The following is a 21,276-nucleotide window of genomic DNA, read 5'->3' as shown; positions in this document are numbered from 1 at the left end:
CATGGGTGGCGAGGACGTGAGGACGATGACAGCACGTCGCGCCGCCGCGAGCCGGCTGCTGGCCGGCCTGCTGGGCCTCCTCGCGGTTCTGGCCGGCGTGGTCTCGGCGGTCGCGCTGGTCGGACCGGCCTCGGGCGCCCCGAGGCCCGACGACGCTCCCCGGGTGTTGGTGACGACCCTCGCGACCCCGATCACCCCCGTCGTCGCCGACCACGTCTCCGACGGCCTCCGGCGGGCGCGCGACGGGGGCCACGCCGCGTACGTCGTCGAGCTCGACACGCCCGGCGGGCTCGTCACGGCGATGCGCGACATCGTCGGCGACATCCTGGCGAGCGAGGTGCCGGTGGTCGTCCACGTCTCCCCCGCCGGGGCCCGCGCCGGCTCGGCGGGCGCGATCATCTCCCTCGCCTCCCACGTGCTCGTCATGGCGCCGGGGACCACCATCGGCGCCGCGACGCCGGTGGGCCTGGAGGGGGAGGAGGTCTCGGACAAGATCGTCAACGACGCCGCCGCCCAGGCGGTCGCCCTGGCGAACCTCCGGGGCCGGGACGCGGAGTTCGCCGAGGACATCGTGCGCGACGGGCGGAGCGCGACCCTCGAGGAGGCGCTCGCGCTCGGGGTGGCCGACGGGCGCGCCATCGACCTGGCGGGCGCGCTGGAGGTGGCCGACGGCCTGGTGGTCACGGTGGCCGGCGAGCGGGAGCTCACGGTCCGCACCGCCGGGGCCGTCGTCGAGCGGCACGACCTCGGCCTGTTCCGGCGGGTGCTGCAGGTTCTCGCCGACCCCAACCTCACCTTCCTCCTGCTCACCCTGGGGACGTTGGGGCTCATCTACGAGCTCACCACCCCGGGGGTGGGGGTGGCCGGCTCGACCGGCGCGGTGGCGCTGGTCCTCGCCCTGTTCTCCCTCTCGGTCCTGCCGGTCGACGCCGTCGGGGTGCTGCTGCTGGTGGTCGCCGTCGCGCTCTTCGCGGCCGAGGCGTTCGCGCCCGGGGTGGCCGGGTTCGCGTTCGGAGGTGCCGTCGTGCTGGTGCTCGCCGCGTTCTTCCTGTTCGACTCCTCGGAGGGCATCTCCGTCGACCCCGCCGCGGCCGTGCCGCTGGCGGTCGTGATGGCCGTCGCGGCGATCCTCGCGGGGCGGGTCGTGGTGCGCACGCGGCACCTGCCGTCGACGGCCACCGGTGCCGACCTGCTCACCGGCCGCACCGTCCTGGTCGACCAGGCCGACGGCACCGCCGGCCGCACGTTCACGGAGGGGTCCTGGTGGTCGGTGCGCAGCACCGGGCCCACCCTCGTGCCGGGCGGCGAGGTCAGGGTCGTCGGCCTCGACGGACTCACCCTGCTGGTCGACCCCGCGGCCGCGCTGGGCGCCTCGCGCGCCGCCCGGATCCCGGAGGACGACGTCGGATCCGCGCTGGTCGCCGACGCGCCCGTCACACCGGGCCCGCCCGTCGTGTCGGACGGGCCCGTCGTCGCCGGACCGGCCGGCGACGCGCCCACCACCGCTGCCGTGGAGGGCAGCACCGTCAGCGGGGGGACAGAACCACGGAAGGACTCGTCATGAGCACCGGACTCCTCATCGGCCTCGGCGTCGCCGCGCTCGTCGTGCTGGCGCTCATCCTCGCCGCCGTGCACGTGCTGCCCGAGTACGAGCGCGGCGTCATCCTCCGGCTCGGCCGCATCCAGCCGCTCAAGGGGCCGGGACTGATCTTCATCATCCCCGTGGTCGACCGTCTCATCCGGGTCAACCTGCGCACCCAGACCTACGACGTCCCGCCGCAGGACATCATCACCAGGGACAACGTCACGGTCCACGTCAACGCGGTGACGTACTTCAACGTCGTGGACGCCATCCGGTCCGTGCTCTCCATCGACGACTACCGCTTCGGGACGCAGCAGATCGCCCAGACCACGCTGCGCTCGATCCTCGGCCAGACCTCGCTGGACGACCTGCTCACCAAGCGCGACGAGGTCAACCAGCGGCTGCAGCAGGTCATCGACTCGGTCACCGACCCGTGGGGCGTCAAGGTGACGATCGTCGAGGTCAAGGACGTGATCCTGCCCGAGGGCATGCGCCGCGCGATGGCGCGCCAGGCGGAGTCCGAGCGCGACCGGCGCGCCAAGGTCATCCACGCCCTCGGCGAGAAGGAGGCCGCCGCCAACCTCGGCGACGCCGCCCTCGTCCTCGAGGCGCACCCCGCCGCCCTGCAGCTCCGCCTCCTGGGCACCCTGCTCGAGCTCGGCTCGGAGAAGAACTCCACGATCGCCTTCCCCATCCCGATGGAGTTCCTGCGCACGCTCGACACCGCGCGTCCGCCGGCCGCCGCCGAGACGGGGCCCGGCGCCGCGCCGCCGCGCACCGTCCCGCCGGACATCGCGCCGCCGGCCGCGGCGTAGGGTCCGGGACGGCGGCGGCGGGGGCACCGCCGCCCCGCCCCCGCCCTACGCTTCGACCATGAGCACCACCTCACCCGCCCCGCGCACCGACCCGCACGCGTGGCCGCCGCCGCAGTGGGAGCTGCGCCTGCGCGCCCGGGAGGTCGAGCTGCCCGAGTGGGCGGAGGACGCCCCGGACCGCGCCGTCGTCGTCGCGACGGACCGCGGCGTGCTGCAGGTCCACTCCTTCGAGGCCTCCACCGGCCGGCTCGTGCCCGCCACGGACCGGGCACAGGGCACCACGACGTGCGCGATCGACCCCCGGGGGGCGTGGGTGTGGTGGTTCGACGACACCGACGGCGACGAGTTCGGCCGCTGGCGCCGTCAGCCGTTCGGCTCCCCGCCCGGCCAGGGGGTGCAGGACCCCGTCTCCCTGCCGGACGCGTACCCCGCCGGGCTGCTCCTCGCGCGGGACGGCACCGCCGTCGTCGGCCGCACCGACGACCGCGGCACCACCGTGCACCAGGTGGTGGTCGGCGGCACCGGGTACGGCACCGACACGCCCGTGCTGCTCTACCGCCACCCGAACGACGCCGTCGCCGCCGCCCTGTCCCACGACGGCAATCTCGTGGCGATCGAGCACTCCGAGCGCGGCGACAACCGCCATCCGGCGCTGCGGGTGGTCCGCACGGACACCGGCGCGGTCGTCGCCGACCTCGACGACGGGCCGGGCAGGGCGCTCAGCGCCATCGACTTCGCCCCGCTCGACGGGGACCTGCGGCTCCTGATCGGGCACGAACGGCGAGGCCGGTCCGAGCTGGCGATCTGGGACCTGGGCACGGCGGTGGTGCGCGACGTGCGGCTGCTCGACCGCGCCGGGAACCCGCTGGCCGGCGAGGTGACCGAGGCGTGGTGGTACCCGGACGGACGCACCCTGCTCGTCGCCGTCGACCATCACGCCCGCACCCGCCTCCACCGGCACGTGCTCGCCACCGGCACCACCACCCCGCTCGGGCCGCCCGACGGCTCGGTGGCCGAGGCGGGGCCCCGGCCCGACGGCGACGTCTGGCTGCGGTGGTCCTCCGCGGCCAGCCCGCGGCAGGTCATCTCCGCCACCACCGGCCGGGAGGTGATCAGCGTCGGCGGGCACCGGCCCGCGCCGTCCGTGCCCGTCCGCGACGTCTGGGCCGACGGCCCCGGCGGCCGGGTGCACGCGTTGCTGCGCGTGCCGGAGACCGGCTCGGCCCCGTACCCGACGATCGTCGACGTCCACGGCGGTCCGGCCTGGCACCGCTCCGACTCGTTCTCCCCGTATCTGGCCGCCTGGGTCGACCACGGCTTCGCCGTCGTCTCGGTGAACTATCGGGGGTCCACCGGCTACGGCGCGGCCTGGCGCGACGCGCTCGAGGGCCGGGTGGGGCTGACCGAGCTGGAGGACGTCGCGGCCGTCCACGACCACCTCGTGGCCGGCGGCGTCGTCGACCCGGCCCGCTCGGTGCTCGTCGGGGCGTCGTGGGGCGGGTACCTCACCCTGCTCGGTCTGGGCGTCCAGCCGGAGCGCTGGGCGCTGGGCCTCGCGGACGTGCCGGTGGCCGACTACGTCGCCGCCTACCACGAGGAGATGCCGGACCTGCAGGCGTTCGACCGGTCGCTCTTCGGCGGGTCCCCGGAGGAGGTGCCCGGGCGCTACCGCGAGTCCAGCCCGCTGACGTACGTGGACCGGGTCCGCGTGCCCGTCCTGATCACCGCCGGCCGCAACGACCCTCGCTGCCCGCTCGGGCAGATCGACTCCTACGTCGGTGCGCTGCACGCCCGCGAGGACCACGACACCGCGGTCGAGCTGTACACCTACGGCGCCGGCCACGGCTCCGTCGTGGACGACGAGGAGGTCTCCCAGCTGCGCCGTCAGCTGGACTTCGTCGCCCGCCACCTGCCGGCGGGCTGAGGCTGACGGAAGGCCCGGGCGCCCGCGCGACGCGGCGGGCGGTCGGTGGGGCGCGCCGCCGTGAGCGGGATGTTCACGGTCCGGGTGAGCCACGAGCGACCGTCGCGGACGTCCCCCTCGCCGACCTCGACCCGCGCCTCGCGCCCGACGACCACGAGCGTCATGACGCCGTTGACGAACCACGGGCCGTGGTCGATCTCCCACCCGATGCGCACGTCGTCCACGCCGGCCGACCGGGCCATGCGGTGCCACAGCCGCTGGAGCGGGCTCCACTCGATGGTGGTGTAGGCGACCCGCAGCGGGGTCTCCATGGGATTGCGGAACGGAGACTGCGTGAGCTGGTGGACGGCGGTCGCCGGGTGCGGGACGGGCAGCCGCGCCCGCGCCGTGTAGGAGCAGTGCACGTCGCCGGAGAGGACCAGCACGCTGGCCGGCGGGTTCGTGCCCTGGGTGATCTCGACCAGCAGGTCGGTCATCTGCTCGAAGGAGTTGCGGAAGGCCGCCCAGTGCTCGAGGTCGACGAGCCGGCGCAGCCACTCCCCGGCCCGCGCCACCAGCGGCCCCCAGGCGCGACGGGAGGTGACGGCCTCGTTCCAGCCCTGCAGGTGATGGATCCCGGGCGGCAGGAGGAACGGCAGCGTGGTGCCGATGAGGAGGTGCTCGAGGTTGTCGACGCGGACGTGGTCGCGGACCCACTGCCACTCGACGTCGTCGACCATCGCCCGGTCGTCCGGCTCGAGCCGGCGCGAGCAGCGCGAGTCCACCACCACAAGGCGGATCTGGTGCTCGTCCGTGCCGAAGTCGCGGAAGAAGCTCCACCGTGCCGTCGTCGGCTCCTCGTCGGTCCGGTAGGCGAACTCGTCCAGCGCACGGGTGCGTTCGTCGTCGTCGGCGGTCGAGCGCACGGTCGCCCACATGTCGTCCTCGGCGAGCTCGCCCGGGGAGAGGTTGCCGAGGTGCTGGTAGACCCAGTACGAGGCGAACGCGCCGGTGACGCGGCCGCGCCACCACTCCTGGGCGGTGGCCCACTCGCGCCAGGACAGCGAGGAGTTCCAGTCGTCACGCAGGTCGTGGTCGTCGAGGATCATGGCGCTCGGCACCGTCGACAGCAGCCAGCGCACCGCGGGCGGGGACCACGTCTCGTGGTAGAGCCAGGTGTACTCCTCGAAGTTCCGGACCTCGGCCCGCACAGCCCGGGAGCCGCCGTCGTGAGCCTCCTTCAACCGTTTCGTGAGCTCCGGCGAGGGGTCGTCCGCGTAGATCTGGTCACCGGCGAGGAACAGGGCGTCGGGCCACTCCTCGTGCGGCGTGAGCGCCATGCGCTCGGCGAGCCCGGCGAGGGCGTCGACGCCGAACGCACGGCGGGCACGGCGGTTGTCGGGGGCGCACCGGCGGCAGGAGCCGAACGCCAGCCGCAGGGACTCGTCGGGCCGGATGGTGCGGATGACGCTCGACGGGTACGGGCTCCCCGGCTCGGGCCACGCGCGGCGGCCGTCCACCGCCACCTCGTAGGGGAGCTCCGACGCCGGGGGCAGCCCGGTCAGGGCGAGGAGCGCGTAGTGGTGGCCGTGCACCGACCAGGTGCGCTCGACCACGCTGCGGTCGTCGGCCCGGAGCTCGACGGCGCACGGCCGGTCCGTCTCGACCCACACGGTGGCGCTCGTCTCGTCGACGTGGCGGAGGAGGGGGCCGAGCAGCAGGCGCGGGGGCGCGTCCGCCGGCGAACGGTGGTGCGCGGGGGCTTCGGTGCCCATGCCACGAACGGTAGTCCCCGTCCCCGCCGCACGCCGCCGATCGGGTGACGGCGGACCCCGGCGGGGCTCGCGGCCGGGGCTACGCCGTCGTCCGCGTCCCGGTCGCGCGCGGGGCGAGGCCGGCCAGGACCGTCTCCGGCATCCGCTCGAACTCGACCTCGTCCCCGAAACCCGGCCTGCACGGGGCCAGGGCGGCCGGCGGGCTGCCATGCTGCGCCCATGGCAGCGCAGCAGACGACGTCGTCGGCCCGGTGGCAAGCCGCCCTGGCCCGGTTCGAGGGGCGGCACCTCGCCGTGCTCGCCGTCGGGCTGGGCGTCCTCGCGCTGGCGCTGGCCGTCGTGGGCCTCGCGGCCGCCGTCGTCCGGCCCAGCCTGGCCCTCGGGCCGTCCAGCGGTGCCGTCGGCGCAACGCTGACGACGACCGCAGAGGCGTACACGTTCACCGACCCCGACGAGGCCGCCGCGGTCTACTCCGTGCGCAACGACTCGCTGCTGCCGGTCACCGTGCGGTCGGGCCGGCTCGAGGACGGTGGGGCCGTGGAGGTTCTCGGCGCGTCCGCGGGGTCGGAGGACTTCTTCGCCCGTCCCGCGGTGCCGTCGCGCACCGTGGCCGCTGGGGAGGAGGTCGCGGTGCGGGTGACCGCCGACTGGCCACCGTGCGGGGACTTCGCACCCGGCTCGGGCGTGGTGCGCACGGAGATCATCGTGGTCACCACCGTCCTCGGCGTACCGGGGAGCGCCGTCGTCGAGCTGAGCCCGGGGCTCGGCCTGCGAGCGGCGGCCCCGGTGGAGGCGGCCGACGACTGCGAGGGCGTCCTGCACGTGGACGAGGGCCGGTGAGCGACAAGCTCGAGGGCACCCGTCGCCGACAATGCCCTGGCCGAAGCTCTCGAGCGGCGACTCAGCTCTACCGTCCGCCTCCGACCATGTGGCAGCAACCTGATCAGCGCGGTTCTGCGCCGACGCTCCGGCCAGTTGCGGGGCCGAGTGGGGGCGACGTCAAACACGCCACGGCACACGCGCGACCAGGCGCCGGAGCGACACAGGCGGCTCCGGACGTGCGGTGACACGGTGCTCCTCGGCTTGCCCAGCGGACACGAGCCCGCACTGATGGTCAGCGAGGCGCATGAGCTGCGACGGCACGGCAACGGGTCACCTTGCCAGAGGACCATCTCCTCGCCGCCAGCAGACCGCGCCCTCGGGGAACCTGTGGAGGGTGAACGTACCGGAGCGGCTGTGGACGACGCGCTCGCACAGTTCGCCTTGCCCAGTGCCCAGTGCCCAGTGCCCAGTGCCGAGAATGCCCTAACTGCGCGTTCCGGGCCGGGAACGAGCAGTTAGGGCATTCTCGCGGGTCGGGGGCGCGACGGGTCAGGCGGCGCCGGAACGTGGGCGAGGGGCGGTGAGGCCGTCGCCCTTGCGTGTCACGCGGTGACGAGCTCCTTCGCGAGCAGCTCGGCGATCTGGACCGCGTTGAGCGCGGCACCCTTGCGCAGGTTGTCGCCGACGACGAACATCGCCAGCCCGCGCCCGCCGGGCACCGACTGGTCGGTGCGGATGCGACCCACGAAGGTCTCGTCCGCCCCGGCCGCCTGGAGCGGCGTCGGGACGTCGGCGAGCTCGACGCCGGGCGCGCCCGCGAGCAGCTCGCGGGCCCGCCCGGGGCTGATCGGCCGGGCGAACTCGGCGTTGATCGACAGGGCGTGCCCGGTGAAGACCGGCACGCGCACGCAGGTTCCGGCCACGGCCAGGTCGGGCAGCTCGAGGATCTTGCGCGACTCGTTCCGCAGCTTCTGCTCCTCGTCCGTCTCCTCGGAGCCGTCGTCGACGATGGACCCGGCGAGGGCGACGACGTCGAACGCGATCGGGGCCACGTACTTCTGCGGCTCGGGGAAGGTGACGGCGGAGCCGTCGAGCGCGAGCTTCGTCAGGTCCTGCTCGACGGCGGCACGAACCTGGCCCTCGAGCTCCTGGACGCCGGCGACGCCGGAGCCGGAGACGGCCTGGTAGGTCGAGACGACGAGGCGCTCGAGACCCGCCTCGGCGTGGAGCACCTTGAGGGTGGGCATCGCGGCCATCGTGGTGCAGTTCGGGTTGGCGATGATGCCCTTGGGCCGGTCGGCCATCGCGTGCGGGTTGACCTCGGAGACCACGAGGGGCACCTCGGGGTCCTTGCGCCACGCGGAGGAGTTGTCGACGACGACCGCGCCGGCGGCGGCGAAGCGGGGGGCGTGCTCGCGGGAGGCGGTGGCCCCCGCGGAGAAGATGGCGATGTCGATCCCGGCGAGGTCCGCCGTCGCCACGTCCTCCACCACGACGTCCTGGCCGCGGAAGGGCAGGGTCGTGCCGGCCGAGCGGGCCGAGGCGAGGAAGCGCACGCCGGTCGCCGGGAAGTCGCGCTCCTCGAGCAGCTGGCGCATGACGCGCCCGACCTGTCCGGTGGCGCCCACCACCGCGACGGTGACCCCGTTGTTGTTCTGGCTCATCGGCCCGTCCCTCCGTAGACGACGGCCTCGGACTCCTCGGAGTCGAGGTCGAAGGCGGTGTGGACCGCGCGCACGGCGGCGTCGAGGTCCTCGATCCTGGTGACGACGGAGATGCGGATCTCCGAGGTCGAGATCATCTCGATGTTGATGCCGGCCTTCGACAGGGCGCCGAAGAGCTTGGCGGAGACGCCCGGGTGCGAGCGCATCCCGGCGCCGACCAGCGAGAGCTTGCCGATCTGGTCGTCGTAGCGGACCTCGGTGTACTGCAGGGTGTCCGCGGCCTCCTCGATCGCGCGCATCGTGGCGCGGCCGTCCGCCTCGGGCAGGGTGAAGGAGATGTCGGTGCGGCCGGTGCGCTGGGTCGAGATGTTCTGGACGATCATGTCGACGTTGGCCTCGGCGCCGGCGACGACCTCGAAGAGCCTGGCGGCGATCCCGGGGACGTCGGGGACGCCGACCACGGTGATCTTGCCCTGGCTGCGGTCGTGGGCGACGCCGGAGATGATCGGGTCTTCCATGGCTTCCTCCTCCGCCTGGCCATCGACGGGGATGTCGGTGACCCAGGTGCCTTCCTTGTTCGAGAACGACGAGCGCACGTGCAGCGGCACGCCGTAGCGGCGGGCGAACTCGACCGCCCGCAGGTGCAGGATCTTCGCGCCGTGCGCGGCGAGCTCGAGCGTCTCCTCGTAGGTGATCCGCTCGACGCGCCGGGCCGCGGGCACGATCCGCGGGTCGGCGGTGAACAGGCCGTCGACGTCGGTGTAGATCTCGCACACGTCCGCCTTCAGGGCGGCGGCGAGCGCGACGGCGGTGGTGTCGGAGCCGCCGCGGCCGAGGGTGGTGACGTCGTTGTGCTCGTTGACGCCCTGGAACCCGGCGACGATGGCGACCTGCCCGGCGTCGACCGCCTTGTGGATGCGCTCGGGGACGACGCCGACGATGGACGCCTTGCCGTAGCGGGTGTCCGTGCGCAGCCCGGCCTGCTGGCCGGTGTAGGAGCGGGCCTTCACGCCGAGCTCGTGGATCGCCATCGCCAGCAGCGCCATCGAGATGCGCTCGCCGGCCGTGAGCAGGATGTCCATCTCACGCGCGGGCGCGTCGTCGGTGATCTGCCCGGCGAGGTCGAGCAGGTCGTCGGTGGTGTCGCCCATGGCGGAGACGACCACGACGACGTCGTTGCCGGCCTGCTTGGTCTCGACGATCCGGCGGGCGACGCGCTGGATGCTGGCGGCGTCGGCGACGGACGAGCCGCCGAACTTCTGCACGACGAGGGCCACGGGTGGATCTCCGGACGTCTGAGGGGGAACGCGTTGCGGGTACCGCGCCGACCGCCGTCGGGCGGCCGGAGGACTGCCCCAGTGTAGGGACGTCTCATTCCCCGGGCCCAGCGCGATCCGCATGGCGGACCGGGCGTGGCGCGGTTTTCCCGCCGTCGTCGTCCGGTGCGCTCCGTCGCGCCATCCTGCCGTTTCCGCGCGACCCGGCCGGGACGACGGCGGACCGGCACGAGCTGGTGGGGGTCACCCATGACCAAGATCACCATGCGGGTGAGCCGCGGACGGCTCAGAACCAGTACTGCTGCACCGTCTGATAGCCCAGGCGCAGCACCAGGGCGCCGACGACGACGACGAAGATCACCCGTACGAAGCCGCTCCCCCTCGCCACGGCCATGCGAGCACCGATGTAGGCGCCCACGAGGTTCGCGGCGCCCACCGCCAGTCCGAGGCTCCAGATCACCGCGCCGTGCGGGACGAAGAACACCAGCGCACCGGCGTTCGTGGCGAAGTTGACGATCTTGGCGATCGCCGACGCGGGCAGAAAGGCGTAGCCGAGGACCCCGACGAGGGAGATGACCAGGAAGCTGCCGGTGCCGGGACCGAGCAGCCCGTCGTAGGCGCCGATGAGGAGGCCGAGCCCGATCGCGGTCCCCACGTGCCGGTTCCCCTCCCACCGCAGCTGCGTCCGGCGGCCCAGCGACGGCTTGGCCAGGGTCCAGGTGGCCACGGCGATGCAGGCGACCAGGATGATCGGCGTGAACGCCTCGGCAGGGATGCGGCTGGCGACGGCGGCGCCGCCGATGGCGGCGAGGAACGCGGCGACGGCCATGGGGGTGGCGGTGCGCAGGTCGGGGCCGACCCGCCGGTAGTACGTCAGCGCGCTGACCGAGGTGCCCATGATCGAGCCCACCTTGTTGGTGGCGAGGGCCTGCACCGGTGTCATGCCGGGGACGAGCAGCAGCGCGGGGAGCTGGATGAGCCCCCCGCCGCCGACCACCGCGTCGACCCAGCCGGCGGTCAGCCCGGCGAGCACGAGCAGCAGGATGGTCAGGGCGTCGATCTCGAGCACGTGGGTCTCAGGCCTCGATGCGGCGGCGGCCCTCGAACGCCCGGCCGAGCGTCACCTCGTCGGCGTACTCGAGGTCGCCGCCGACCGGCAGCCCCGAGGCGAGACGCGAGACGGCGATGCCCATGCCGCGCAGCATGCGCGCGAGATAGGTGGCGGTCGCCTCGCCCTCGATGTTCGGGTCGGTGGCGAGGATGACCTCCTCGACGGTGCCGTCCGCGAGCCGGGTCATCAGCTCACGGATGCGCAGGTCGTCGGGCCCGACGCCGTCGATCGGGTTGATGGCGCCGCCGAGCACGTGGTACTTCCCCCGGAACTCCCGGGTGCGCTCGATCGCGACGACGTCCTTCGCCTCCTCGACCACGCACAGCACCGCCGGGTTGCGGCGCGGGTCGGTGCAGATGCGGCACTGGGTGTGCTCGGAGACGTTGCCGCACACCTCGCAGAAGCGGACCCGTGCCTTCACCTCGGTGAGCGCGTGCGCGAGCCGCGCGACGTCCTCGGTGTCGGCGGAGAGGATGTGGAACGCGATGCGCTGCGCGCTCTTGGGACCGACGCCGGGCAAACGCCCGAGCTCGTCGATCAGGTCCTGGACCGCACCTTCGTACACGCGTGCCAGCCTACGGCGCGCCCGGGCCGTCGGCGGACACGGTGATCTCCTCGATCACGGTGCCGCCGAGGACCTGCGCGACGAGGGGTGCGCCGACCATCCCGGAGCCCTCGGCGTCGGGGTCGTCGCGCGAGGGCGTGTCGTCCGCCAGCGCGACCGGCGGGCGGTGAAGGGGTTCCACGGTCTCGGCGGGTGACGGCGCCGAGCGGCGGTAGGCCTGACCGGGCTCACCCGGGTCCTCGTCGACCGGCTCCGGAGGGAGCGGGTAGTCGGCCTCGTGAGCCGCGACGACCGACGGCGCCGGAGGGACCTCAGGGGTGGACCGGGCCGCCACCGGTCCGGCGACCTGCGCCCCGGCCGCGACTCCGGCACCCGCGGGCACGTGAGCAGTGGGCGCCCCGGTCTCGCCGTCGCGCCGCCCGCCCGGTGCGGGGGCCGCCGGGGTGCGCTGCGGGGATGTCGCCGGGCTCGCCCAGCTGGACCGGGCGTCGGCGACGGCGGCGGACGGGGTGTCCGCGCTCGCCGGGCTGGTGCCGGTCGGGGCCGGGCTGACGGACGGGCGGGCCGGGCCGCCCCCGCCTCCTCCCTCGTCGACGACGCCCTCGACGCGCAGCCGCACCCCGAGGGTCTCGGCCAGCGCGCGCTGCACCTGCTCCGCGTGCGCACCGGAGCGGAAGGCCGTGGCGAGCCCGGGCGTCCTGAAGAGCAGGTGCAGCGCCCCGTTGGAGACCTCACCAGCCTGGGCGTTCTGCGACACGAGCGCCCACGTGCTGCGCTTGAGGCGGGCGAGCATGTCGATGACCTCGGGCCAGCGGCGCCGGATCATCTCCGCGTCCGCCCCGGCCTCCGGCTGGGGCGCCGGGGCCCGTGACGCGGCGGGCGTCGCCGTGGACTGCGCCGCGGCGGCAGGCGGCTGCTGCGGGGCGGCGGCAGGCGGCTGCTGCGGGGCGGCGGCAGGTGGCTGCTGCGAGGACGCGGGCGGCTGCTGCGGGGCGGCAGGCGGCTGCGTCGCCGGGGACGAGGGCTGGGGGGCCTGGCTGGTCGGCTGTGCACCGTTGGCCGGCGACGGCTCCGCCTGCCGGGGCGGCGCGGGCGCGGAGGTGCCGTTCGGGCCTCCGGCAACCGGCGTGGGCGACTGGGCCGACGCAACCGGAGCGGCGGCGGTCGGCGCGGCGGCGGCCGGAGCAGCCGGAGCGGCGGCCGGTGGCGCAGCGGGCGTCCGCTGGGGCGTCGCGGCCGGCGGTGCAGCGGCCGGCGGTGCAGCGGCCGGCGGCACTCCGGCCGGCGCGAGGGTGGCTCCGCCGTCGACGATCTGGCGCTCGAGACGGTCGAGGCGCGCGCCGTACCCGGCGTCCCCCTCGTCGGCGCCGGGCAGCAGCAGCCGCGCGCACAGCAGCTCGAGCTGGAGACGTGGGGAGGTGGCCCCGCTCATCTCGGTCAGAGCGTCGTTGACGAGGTCGGCCGCCCGCGAGAGCTGCGCGGCACCGAGGTGGTGCGCCTGGGTCCGCATCCGCTCGAGCTGGTCGGCGGGCACACCGCGCAGCGCGGCGGCCGCGTGGTCGCCCGCCATGGCGATGACGACGAGGTCGCGCAGCCGCTGCAGAAGGTCCTCCACGAAGCGCCGCGGGTCGTGACCGGTCTCGATGACGCGGTCGACCACCCGGAAGAGGCTGGCGCCGTCGCGCGCCGCGAGGGAGTCCACGACGTCGTCGAGCAGCGCCGAGTCGGTGTAGCCGAGCAGCGCGACCGCGCGCTCGTAGTCCAGGCCCGTCTCCTGCGCGCCGGCGAGCAGCTGGTCGAGCACGGAGAGGGTGTCCCGCACGGAGCCGCCGCCGGCGCGCACGACCATGGGCAGCACGCCGCCGCCGACCCGCACTCCCTCCGACGCGCACAGCTGCTCGAGGTAGGCCAGCAGCTGCTCGGGCGGGACGAGCCGGAACGGGTAGTGGTGCGTGCGCGAGCGGATGGTGCCGATGACCTTGTCCGGCTCCGTCGTCGCGAAGATGAACTTGATGTGCGCGGGCGGCTCCTCGACCAGCTTCAGCAGCGCGTTGAAGCCCTGCGAGCTGACCATGTGGGCCTCGTCGAGGATGAAGATCTTGTAGCGGTCCCTCGCCGGGGCGAAGCTGGCCCGCTCGCGCAGCTCCCGGGCGTCGTCGACGCCGTTGTGGGACGCGGCGTCGATCTCGACGACGTCGAGCGAGCCGGGCCCGCCGCGCGCCAGCTCCACGCACGAGGGGCAGGTGCCGCACGGGGTGTCGGTGGGCCCCTGCTCGCAGTTGAGGCAGCGCGCGAGGATGCGTGCCGACGTCGTCTTCCCGCAGCCGCGCGGGCCGGAGAAGAGATAGGCGTGGTTGGCCCGGTCCGCCCGCAGCGCCGCCATCAGCGGCTCGGTCACGTGCTCCTGGCCGATGACCTCCTGAAAGGTCTCCGGCCGGTAGCGGCGGTACAGGGCTTGGCTCACGCACCGAGGTTAGCCGCGCACGCCCACACCTGGCACACGCCCTCGTCAGGACTGTGCACAGTCCGCCGCGACAGCGCGGCAGGCATGCAAGGACCCCCCGTGCACCCGCCAGAGCTCACCTACCCTTGCTGCCTTCCGGCCCTGGGGGAGTTCGGCAAGATGACGCCGCACGAGGGGTCGCCGGACAGTCTAACGGACCGCCGGGGAGGTGTGTGCACGGTGACCAAGGCCACCAGTGCAGCGACCCGCCGGTGGTCGAGGCCCTGCGCCCCGTCGGGTATTCTCGTCATTCGAAAGTCCGCCGCGAGGCGTCTTTCCCCAGGAGGATTCGCCTAGTGGCCTATGGCGCACGCTTGGAAAGCGTGTTGGGTTAACGCCCTCGGGGGTTCGAATCCCCCATCCTCCGCTCGCAGCCCGGACCCGTCGAGGGTCCGGGCTCTGGCGTTCCCCGGCCCGACGGCGGCCCCCGCCCGGGAGGGGGCGGAGCGTCTGCGTCACGCGGATGCCGGCGTCTGACACGCCGACGTGGCGCAGATCACGGCCCGCCTTTCGGCGCGATCCCGGGCTTCACGCAAACCCGCCGTCCACAGTCCGTGATCGAAACGTGACATGGGGGTGGGTTCGCGCTAGCGTCTGGACCGCTTCGCGAGCCCTCCTCGTGGAGTCTCCGGGCGGGATGCCGAACCCTGCCGCCGTCCGGGGTCGGAGCGAGGTGGGCATCGCGGCCATCGTGGTGCAGTTCGGGTTGGCGATGATGCCCTTGGGCCGGTCGGCCATCGCGTGCGGGTTGACCTCGGAGACCACGAGGGGCACCTCGGGGTCCTTGCGCCACGCGGAGGAGTTGTCGACGACGACCGCGCCGGCGGCGGCGAAGCGGGGGGCGTGCTCGCGGGAGGCGGTGGCCCCCGCGGAGAAGATGGCGATGTCGATCCCGGCGAGGTCCGCCGTCGCCACGTCCTCCACCACGACGTCCTGGCCGCGGAAGGGCAGGGTCGTGCCGGCCGAGCGGGCCGAGGCGAGGAAGCGCACGCCGGTCGCCGGGAAGTCGCGCTCCTCGAGCAGCTGGCGCATGACGCGCCCGACCTGTCCGGTGGCGCCCACCACCGCGACGGTGACCCCGTTGTTGTTCTGGCTCATCGGCCCGTCCCTCCGTAGACGACGGCCTCGGACTCCTCGGAGTCGAGGTCGAAGGCGGTGTGGACCGCGCGCACGGCGGCGTCGAGGTCCTCGATCCTGGTGACGACGGAGATGCGGATCTCCGAGGTCGAGATCATCTCGATGTTGATGCCGGCCTTCGACAGGGCGCCGAAGAGCTTGGCGGAGACGCCCGGGTGCGAGCGCATCCCGGCGCCGACCAGCGAGAGCTTGCCGATCTGGTCGTCGTAGCGGACCTCGGTGTACTGCAGGGTGTCCGCGGCCTCCTCGATCGCGCGCATCGTGGCGCGGCCGTCCGCCTCGGGCAGGGTGAAGGAGATGTCGGTGCGGCCGGTGCGCTGGGTCGAGATGTTCTGGACGATCATGTCGACGTTGGCCTCGGCGCCGGCGACGACCTCGAAGAGCCTGGCGGCGATCCCGGGGACGTCGGGGACGCCGACCACGGTGATCTTGCCCTGGCTGCGGTCGTGGGCGACGCCGGAGATGATCGGGTCTTCCATGGCTTCCTCCTCCGCCTGGCCATCGACGGGGATGTCGGTGACCCAGGTGCCTTCCTTGTTCGAGAACGACGAGCGCACGTGCAGCGGCACGCCGTAGCGGCGGGCGAACTCGACCGCCCGCAGGTGCAGGATCTTCGCGCCGTGCGCGGCGAGCTCGAGCGTCTCCTCGTAGGTGATCCGCTCGACGCGCCGGGCCGCGGGCACGATCCGCGGGTCGGCGGTGAACAGGCCGTCGACGTCGGTGTAGATCTCGCACACGTCCGCCTTCAGGGCGGCGGCGAGCGCGACGGCGGTGGTGTCGGAGCCGCCGCGGCCGAGGGTGGTGACGTCGTTGTGCTCGTTGACGCCCTGGAACCCGGCGACGATGGCGACCTGCCCGGCGTCGACCGCCTTGTGGATGCGCTCGGGGACGACGCCGACGATGGACGCCTTGCCGTAGCGGGTGTCCGTGCGCAGCCCGGCCTGCTGGCCGGTGTAGGAGCGGGCCTTCACGCCGAGCTCGTGGATCGCCATCGCCAGCAGCGCCATCGAGATGCGCTCGCCGGCCGTGAGCAGGATGTCCATCTCACGCGCGGGCGCGTCGTCGGTGATCTGCCCGGCGAGGTCGAGCAGGTCGTCGGTGGTGTCGCCCATGGCGGAGACGACCACGACGACGTCGTTGCCGGCCTGCTTGGTCTCGACGATCCGGCGGGCGACGCGCTGGATGCTGGCGGCGTCGGCGACGGACGAGCCGCCGAACTTCTGCACGACGAGGGCCACGGGTGGATCTCCGGACGTCTGAGGGGGAACGCGTTGCGGGTACCGCGCCGACCGCCGTCGGGCGGCCGGAGGACTGCCCCAGTGTAGGGACGTCTCATTCCCCGGGCCCAGCGCGATCCGCATGGCGGACCGGGCGTGGCGCGGTTTTCCCGCCGTCGTCGTCCGGTGCGCTCCGTCGCGCCATCCTGCCGTTTCCGCGCGACCCGGCCGGGACGACGGCGGACCGGCACGAGCTGGTGGGGGTCACCCATGACCAAGATCACCATGCGGGTGAGCCGCGGACGGCTCAGAACCAGTACTGCTGCACCGTCTGATAGCCCAGGCGCAGCACCAGGGCGCCGACGACGACGACGAAGATCACCCGTACGAAGCCGCTCCCCCTCGCCACGGCCATGCGAGCACCGATGTAGGCGCCCACGAGGTTCGCGGCGCCCACCGCCAGTCCGAGGCTCCAGATCACCGCGCCGTGCGGGACGAAGAACACCAGCGCACCGGCGTTCGTGGCGAAGTTGACGATCTTGGCGATCGCCGACGCGGGCAGAAAGGCGTAGCCGAGGACCCCGACGAGGGAGATGACCAGGAAGCTGCCGGTGCCGGGACCGAGCAGCCCGTCGTAGGCGCCGATGAGGAGGCCGAGCCCGATCGCGGTCCCCACGTGCCGGTTCCCCTCCCACCGCAGCTGCGTCCGGCGGCCCAGCGACGGCTTGGCCAGGGTCCAGGTGGCCACGGCGATGCAGGCGACCAGGATGATCGGCGTGAACGCCTCGGCAGGGATGCGGCTGGCGACGGCGGCGCCGCCGATGGCGGCGAGGAACGCGGCGACGGCCATGGGGGTGGCGGTGCGCAGGTCGGGGCCGACCCGCCGGTAGTACGTCAGCGCGCTGACCGAGGTGCCCATGATCGAGCCCACCTTGTTGGTGGCGAGGGCCTGCACCGGTGTCATGCCGGGGACGAGCAGCAGCGCGGGGAGCTGGATGAGCCCCCCGCCGCCGACCACCGCGTCGACCCAGCCGGCGGTCAGCCCGGCGAGCACGAGCAGCAGGATGGTCAGGGCGTCGATCTCGAGCACGTGGGTCTCAGGCCTCGATGCGGCGGCGGCCCTCGAACGCCCGGCCGAGCGTCACCTCGTCGGCGTACTCGAGGTCGCCGCCGACCGGCAGCCCCGAGGCGAGACGCGAGACGGCGATGCCCATGCCGCGCAGCATGCGCGCGAGATAGGTGGCGGTCGCCTCGCCCTCGATGTTCGGGTCGGTGGCGAGGATGACCTCCTCGACGGTGCCGTCCGCGAGCCGGGTCATCAGCTCACGGATGCGCAGGTCGTCGGGCCCGACGCCGTCGATCGGGTTGATGGCGCCGCCGAGCACGTGGTACTTCCCCCGGAACTCCCGGGTGCGCTCGATCGCGACGACGTCCTTCGCCTCCTCGACCACGCACAGCACCGCCGGGTTGCGGCGCGGGTCGGTGCAGATGCGGCACTGGGTGTGCTCGGAGACGTTGCCGCACACCTCGCAGAAGCGGACCCGTGCCTTCACCTCGGTGAGCGCGTGCGCGAGCCGCGCGACGTCCTCGGTGTCGGCGGAGAGGATGTGGAACGCGATGCGCTGCGCGCTCTTGGGACCGACGCCGGGCAAACGCCCGAGCTCGTCGATCAGGTCCTGGACCGCACCTTCGTACACGCGTGCCAGCCTACGGCGCGCCCGGGCCGTCGGCGGACACGGTGATCTCCTCGATCACGGTGCCGCCGAGGACCTGCGCGACGAGGGGTGCGCCGACCATCCCGGAGCCCTCGGCGTCGGGGTCGTCGCGCGAGGGCGTGTCGTCCGCCAGCGCGACCGGCGGGCGGTGAAGGGGTTCCACGGTCTCGGCGGGTGACGGCGCCGAGCGGCGGTAGGCCTGACCGGGCTCACCCGGGTCCTCGTCGACCGGCTCCGGAGGGAGCGGGTAGTCGGCCTCGTGAGCCGCGACGACCGACGGCGCCGGAGGGACCTCAGGGGTGGACCGGGCCGCCACCGGTCCGGCGACCTGCGCCCCGGCCGCGACTCCGGCACCCGCGGGCACGTGAGCAGTGGGCGCCCCGGTCTCGCCGTCGCGCCGCCCGCCCGGTGCGGGGGCCGCCGGGGTGCGCTGCGGGGATGTCGCCGGGCTCGCCCAGCTGGACCGGGCGTCGGCGACGGCGGCGGACGGGGTGTCCGCGCTCGCCGGGCTGGTGCCGGTCGGGGCCGGGCTGACGGACGGGCGGGCCGGGCCGCCCCCGCCTCCTCCCTCGTCGACGACGCCCTCGACGCGCAGCCGCACCCCGAGGGTCTCGGCCAGCGCGCGCTGCACCTGCTCCGCGTGCGCACCGGAGCGGAAGGCCGTGGCGAGCCCGGGCGTCCTGAAGAGCAGGTGCAGCGCCCCGTTGGAGACCTCACCAGCCTGGGCGTTCTGCGACACGAGCGCCCACGTGCTGCGCTTGAGGCGGGCGAGCATGTCGATGACCTCGGGCCAGCGGCGCCGGATCATCTCCGCGTCCGCCCCGGCCTCCGGCTGGGGCGCCGGGGCCCGTGACGCGGCGGGCGTCGCCGTGGACTGCGCCGCGGCGGCAGGCGGCTGCTGCGGGGCGGCGGCAGGCGGCTGCTGCGGGGCGGCGGCAGGTGGCTGCTGCGAGGACGCGGGCGGCTGCTGCGGGGCGGCAGGCGGCTGCGTCGCCGGGGACGAGGGCTGGGGGGCCTGGCTGGTCGGCTGTGCACCGTTGGCCGGCGACGGCTCCGCCTGCCGGGGCGGCGCGGGCGCGGAGGTGCCGTTCGGGCCTCCGGCAACCGGCGTGGGCGACTGGGCCGACGCAACCGGAGCGGCGGCGGTCGGCGCGGCGGCGGCCGGAGCAGCCGGAGCGGCGGCCGGTGGCGCAGCGGGCGTCCGCTGGGGCGTCGCGGCCGGCGGTGCAGCGGCCGGCGGTGCAGCGGCCGGCGGCACTCCGGCCGGCGCGAGGGTGGCTCCGCCGTCGACGATCTGGCGCTCGAGACGGTCGAGGCGCGCGCCGTACCCGGCGTCCCCCTCGTCGGCGCCGGGCAGCAGCAGCCGCGCGCACAGCAGCTCGAGCTGGAGACGTGGGGAGGTGGCCCCGCTCATCTCGGTCAGAGCGTCGTTGACGAGGTCGGCCGCCCGCGAGAGCTGCGCGGCACCGAGGTGGTGCGCCTGGGTCCGCATCCGCTCGAGCTGGTCGGCGGGCACACCGCGCAGCGCGGCGGCCGCGTGGTCGCCCGCCATGGCGATGACGACGAGGTCGCGCAGCCGCTGCAGAAGGTCCTCCACGAAGCGCCGCGGGTCGTGACCGGTCTCGATGACGCGGTCGACCACCCGGAAGAGGCTGGCGCCGTCGCGCGCCGCGAGGGAGTCCACGACGTCGTCGAGCAGCGCCGAGTCGGTGTAGCCGAGCAGCGCGACCGCGCGCTCGTAGTCCAGGCCCGTCTCCTGCGCGCCGGCGAGCAGCTGGTCGAGCACGGAGAGGGTGTCCCGCACGGAGCCGCCGCCGGCGCGCACGACCATGGGCAGCACGCCGCCGCCGACCCGCACTCCCTCCGACGCGCACAGCTGCTCGAGGTAGGCCAGCAGCTGCTCGGGCGGGACGAGCCGGAACGGGTAGTGGTGCGTGCGCGAGCGGATGGTGCCGATGACCTTGTCCGGCTCCGTCGTCGCGAAGATGAACTTGATGTGCGCGGGCGGCTCCTCGACCAGCTTCAGCAGCGCGTTGAAGCCCTGCGAGCTGACCATGTGGGCCTCGTCGAGGATGAAGATCTTGTAGCGGTCCCTCGCCGGGGCGAAGCTGGCCCGCTCGCGCAGCTCCCGGGCGTCGTCGACGCCGTTGTGGGACGCGGCGTCGATCTCGACGACGTCGAGCGAGCCGGGCCCGCCGCGCGCCAGCTCCACGCACGAGGGGCAGGTGCCGCACGGGGTGTCGGTGGGCCCCTGCTCGCAGTTGAGGCAGCGCGCGAGGATGCGTGCCGACGTCGTCTTCCCGCAGCCGCGCGGGCCGGAGAAGAGATAGGCGTGGTTGGCCCGGTCCGCCCGCAGCGCCGCCATCAGCGGCTCGGTCACGTGCTCCTGGCCGATGACCTCCTGAAAGGTCTCCGGCCGGTAGCGGCGGTACAGGGCTTGGCTCACGCACCGAGGTTAGCCGCGCACGCCCACACCTGGCACACGCCCTCGTCAGGACTGTGCACAGTCCGCCGCGACAGCGCGGCAGGCATGCAAGGACCCCCCGTGCACCCGCCAGAGCTCACCTACCCTTGCTGCCTTCCGGCCCTGGGGGAGTTCGGCAAGATGACGCCGCACGAGGGGTCGCCGGACAGTCTAACGGACCGCCGGGGAGGTGTGTGCACGGTGACCAAGGCCACCAGTGCAGCGACCCGCCGGTGGTCGAGGCCCTGCGCCCCGTCGGGTATTCTCGTCATTCGAAAGTCCGCCGCGAGGCGTCTTTCCCCAGGAGGATTCGCCTAGTGGCCTATGGCGCACGCTTGGAAAGCGTGTTGGGTTAACGCCCTCGGGGGTTCGAATCCCCCATCCTCCGCTCGCAGCCCGGACCCGTCGAGGGTCCGGGCTCTGGCGTTCCCCGGCCCGACGGCGGCCCCCGCCCGGGAGGGGGCGGAGCGTCTGCGTCACGCGGATGCCGGCGTCTGACACGCCGACGTGGCGCAGATCACGGCCCGCCTTTCGGCGCGATCCCGGGCTTCACGCAAACCCGCCGTCCACAGTCCGTGATCGAAACGTGACATGGGGGTGGGTTCGCGCTAGCGTCTGGACCGCTTCGCGAGCCCTCCTCGTGGAGTCTCCGGGCGGGATGCCGAACCCTGCCGCCGTCCGGGGTCGGAGCGAGATCCCGCGGCAGGGACGGGGGACCCAAGTGTT

Annotated in this window: 14 protein-coding genes, 2 tRNA genes, 2 other RNA genes and 1 pseudogene; 6 read left to right on the top strand and 13 right to left on the bottom strand. The window is 74.0% G+C overall.

Going from position 1 to position 21,276, the window contains the following annotated elements; translation table 11 throughout:
* Positions 1–25: 25 nt before the first annotated feature.
* The 3 genes from KZX45_RS18415 to KZX45_RS18405 are packed head-to-tail and all read left to right on the top strand — an operon-like array spanning position 26 to position 4,321.
* Positions 26–1,564 carry a nodulation protein NfeD gene (locus KZX45_RS18415; RefSeq protein WP_248259213.1) on the top strand — a complete coding sequence of 513 codons (1,539 nt, stop codon included), beginning with the start codon at positions 26–28 and terminating at the stop codon, positions 1,562–1,564.
* Positions 1,561–2,397, top strand: a complete 837-nt coding sequence (locus tag KZX45_RS18410; protein WP_248259212.1) for a slipin family protein — start codon at positions 1,561–1,563, stop codon at positions 2,395–2,397. Before KZX45_RS18415 ends, KZX45_RS18410 begins: the two co-directional genes overlap by 4 nt.
* A gap of 58 nt (positions 2,398–2,455) precedes the next feature.
* Complete coding sequence (locus KZX45_RS18405; protein ID WP_248259211.1) at positions 2,456–4,321, top strand: prolyl oligopeptidase family serine peptidase; 1,866 nt, start codon at positions 2,456–2,458, stop codon at positions 4,319–4,321.
* Here KZX45_RS18405 and KZX45_RS18400 read toward each other — a convergent pair.
* A complete protein-coding gene (locus KZX45_RS18400; RefSeq protein WP_248259210.1) occupies positions 4,282–6,075 on the bottom strand; it encodes an alkaline phosphatase D family protein in 1,794 nt (597 codons plus the stop codon). The two genes, KZX45_RS18405 and KZX45_RS18400, sit on opposite strands and share 40 nt — an antisense overlap.
* A 219-nt stretch (positions 6,076–6,294) precedes the next feature.
* On the opposite strand from KZX45_RS18400, the gene KZX45_RS18395 reads away from it, so the two are divergent.
* Positions 6,295–6,915, top strand: coding sequence for a hypothetical protein (locus KZX45_RS18395; protein ID WP_248259209.1), 621 nt, complete (start codon positions 6,295–6,297; stop codon positions 6,913–6,915).
* A 584-nt stretch (positions 6,916–7,499) separates the two neighbouring features.
* On the opposite strand, the gene KZX45_RS18390 is transcribed toward KZX45_RS18395, so the two are convergent.
* From KZX45_RS18390 to ffs (KZX45_RS18365), 6 genes are all read right to left on the bottom strand, one after another.
* A complete protein-coding gene (locus KZX45_RS18390; protein ID WP_248259208.1) occupies positions 7,500–8,561 on the bottom strand; it encodes an aspartate-semialdehyde dehydrogenase in 1,062 nt (353 codons plus the stop codon).
* Complete coding sequence (locus tag KZX45_RS18385; RefSeq protein WP_248259207.1) at positions 8,558–9,838, bottom strand: aspartate kinase; 1,281 nt, start codon at positions 9,836–9,838, stop codon at positions 8,558–8,560. Before KZX45_RS18385 ends, KZX45_RS18390 begins: the two co-directional genes overlap by 4 nt.
* Before the next feature lie 286 nt (positions 9,839–10,124).
* Positions 10,125–10,907 (bottom strand): TSUP family transporter, encoded by a 783-nt coding sequence (locus KZX45_RS18380; protein ID WP_248259206.1) that lies wholly within the window; start codon positions 10,905–10,907, stop codon positions 10,125–10,127.
* Between the two features lie 7 nt (positions 10,908–10,914).
* Entirely contained in the window at positions 10,915–11,514 is a 600-nt protein-coding gene (gene recR, locus KZX45_RS18375; RefSeq protein ID WP_248259205.1) for a recombination mediator RecR, read from the bottom strand.
* Between the two features lie 10 nt (positions 11,515–11,524).
* Complete coding sequence (locus KZX45_RS18370; RefSeq protein WP_248259204.1) at positions 11,525–13,978, bottom strand: DNA polymerase III subunit gamma and tau; 2,454 nt, start codon at positions 13,976–13,978, stop codon at positions 11,525–11,527.
* 85 nt (positions 13,979–14,063) lie between these two features.
* An RNA gene (gene ffs / locus KZX45_RS18365) (signal recognition particle sRNA small type) lies at positions 14,064–14,160 on the bottom strand.
* A gap of 139 nt (positions 14,161–14,299) precedes the next feature.
* On the opposite strand from ffs (KZX45_RS18365), the gene KZX45_RS18360 reads away from it, so the two are divergent.
* Positions 14,300–14,384, top strand: a tRNA-Ser gene (locus KZX45_RS18360).
* Between the two features lie 293 nt (positions 14,385–14,677).
* Here KZX45_RS18360 and KZX45_RS18355 read toward each other — a convergent pair.
* The 6 genes and pseudogenes from KZX45_RS18355 to ffs (KZX45_RS18330) all read right to left on the bottom strand — a co-directional run.
* Positions 14,678–15,115: pseudogene (locus tag KZX45_RS18355) on the bottom strand (aspartate-semialdehyde dehydrogenase); the annotation flags it as partial.
* On the bottom strand, positions 15,112–16,392 hold the full coding sequence (locus tag KZX45_RS18350) for an aspartate kinase (RefSeq protein WP_248259207.1): 1,281 nt from the start codon (positions 16,390–16,392) through the stop codon (positions 15,112–15,114). The gene KZX45_RS18350 and the pseudogene KZX45_RS18355, both read right to left, overlap by 4 nt.
* 286 nt (positions 16,393–16,678) lie before the next feature.
* Positions 16,679–17,461, bottom strand: coding sequence for a TSUP family transporter (locus tag KZX45_RS18345; protein ID WP_248259206.1), 783 nt, complete (start codon positions 17,459–17,461; stop codon positions 16,679–16,681).
* Between the two features lie 7 nt (positions 17,462–17,468).
* Positions 17,469–18,068: a recombination mediator RecR gene (gene recR, locus KZX45_RS18340; RefSeq protein WP_248259205.1), complete on the bottom strand. Its 600-nt coding sequence runs from the start codon at positions 18,066–18,068 to the stop codon at positions 17,469–17,471.
* 10 nt (positions 18,069–18,078) lie between these two features.
* Complete coding sequence (locus KZX45_RS18335) at positions 18,079–20,532, bottom strand: DNA polymerase III subunit gamma and tau (RefSeq protein ID WP_248259204.1); 2,454 nt, start codon at positions 20,530–20,532, stop codon at positions 18,079–18,081.
* An 85-nt stretch (positions 20,533–20,617) separates the two neighbouring features.
* An RNA gene (ffs, locus tag KZX45_RS18330) (signal recognition particle sRNA small type) lies at positions 20,618–20,714 on the bottom strand.
* A 139-nt stretch (positions 20,715–20,853) separates the two neighbouring features.
* On the opposite strand from ffs (KZX45_RS18330), the gene KZX45_RS18325 reads away from it, so the two are divergent.
* Positions 20,854–20,938 (top strand) — tRNA-Ser (locus KZX45_RS18325).
* Positions 20,939–21,276: the final 338 nt, after the last annotated feature.

Source organism: Georgenia sp. EYE_87 (assembly GCF_023148685.1).
In the GTDB taxonomy this organism is placed as follows: Bacteria; Actinomycetota; Actinomycetes; order Actinomycetales; family Actinomycetaceae; genus Georgenia.
Note: the sequence above shows the minus strand (reverse complement) of the source record. Positions and strands in the feature narration are given on the sequence as shown.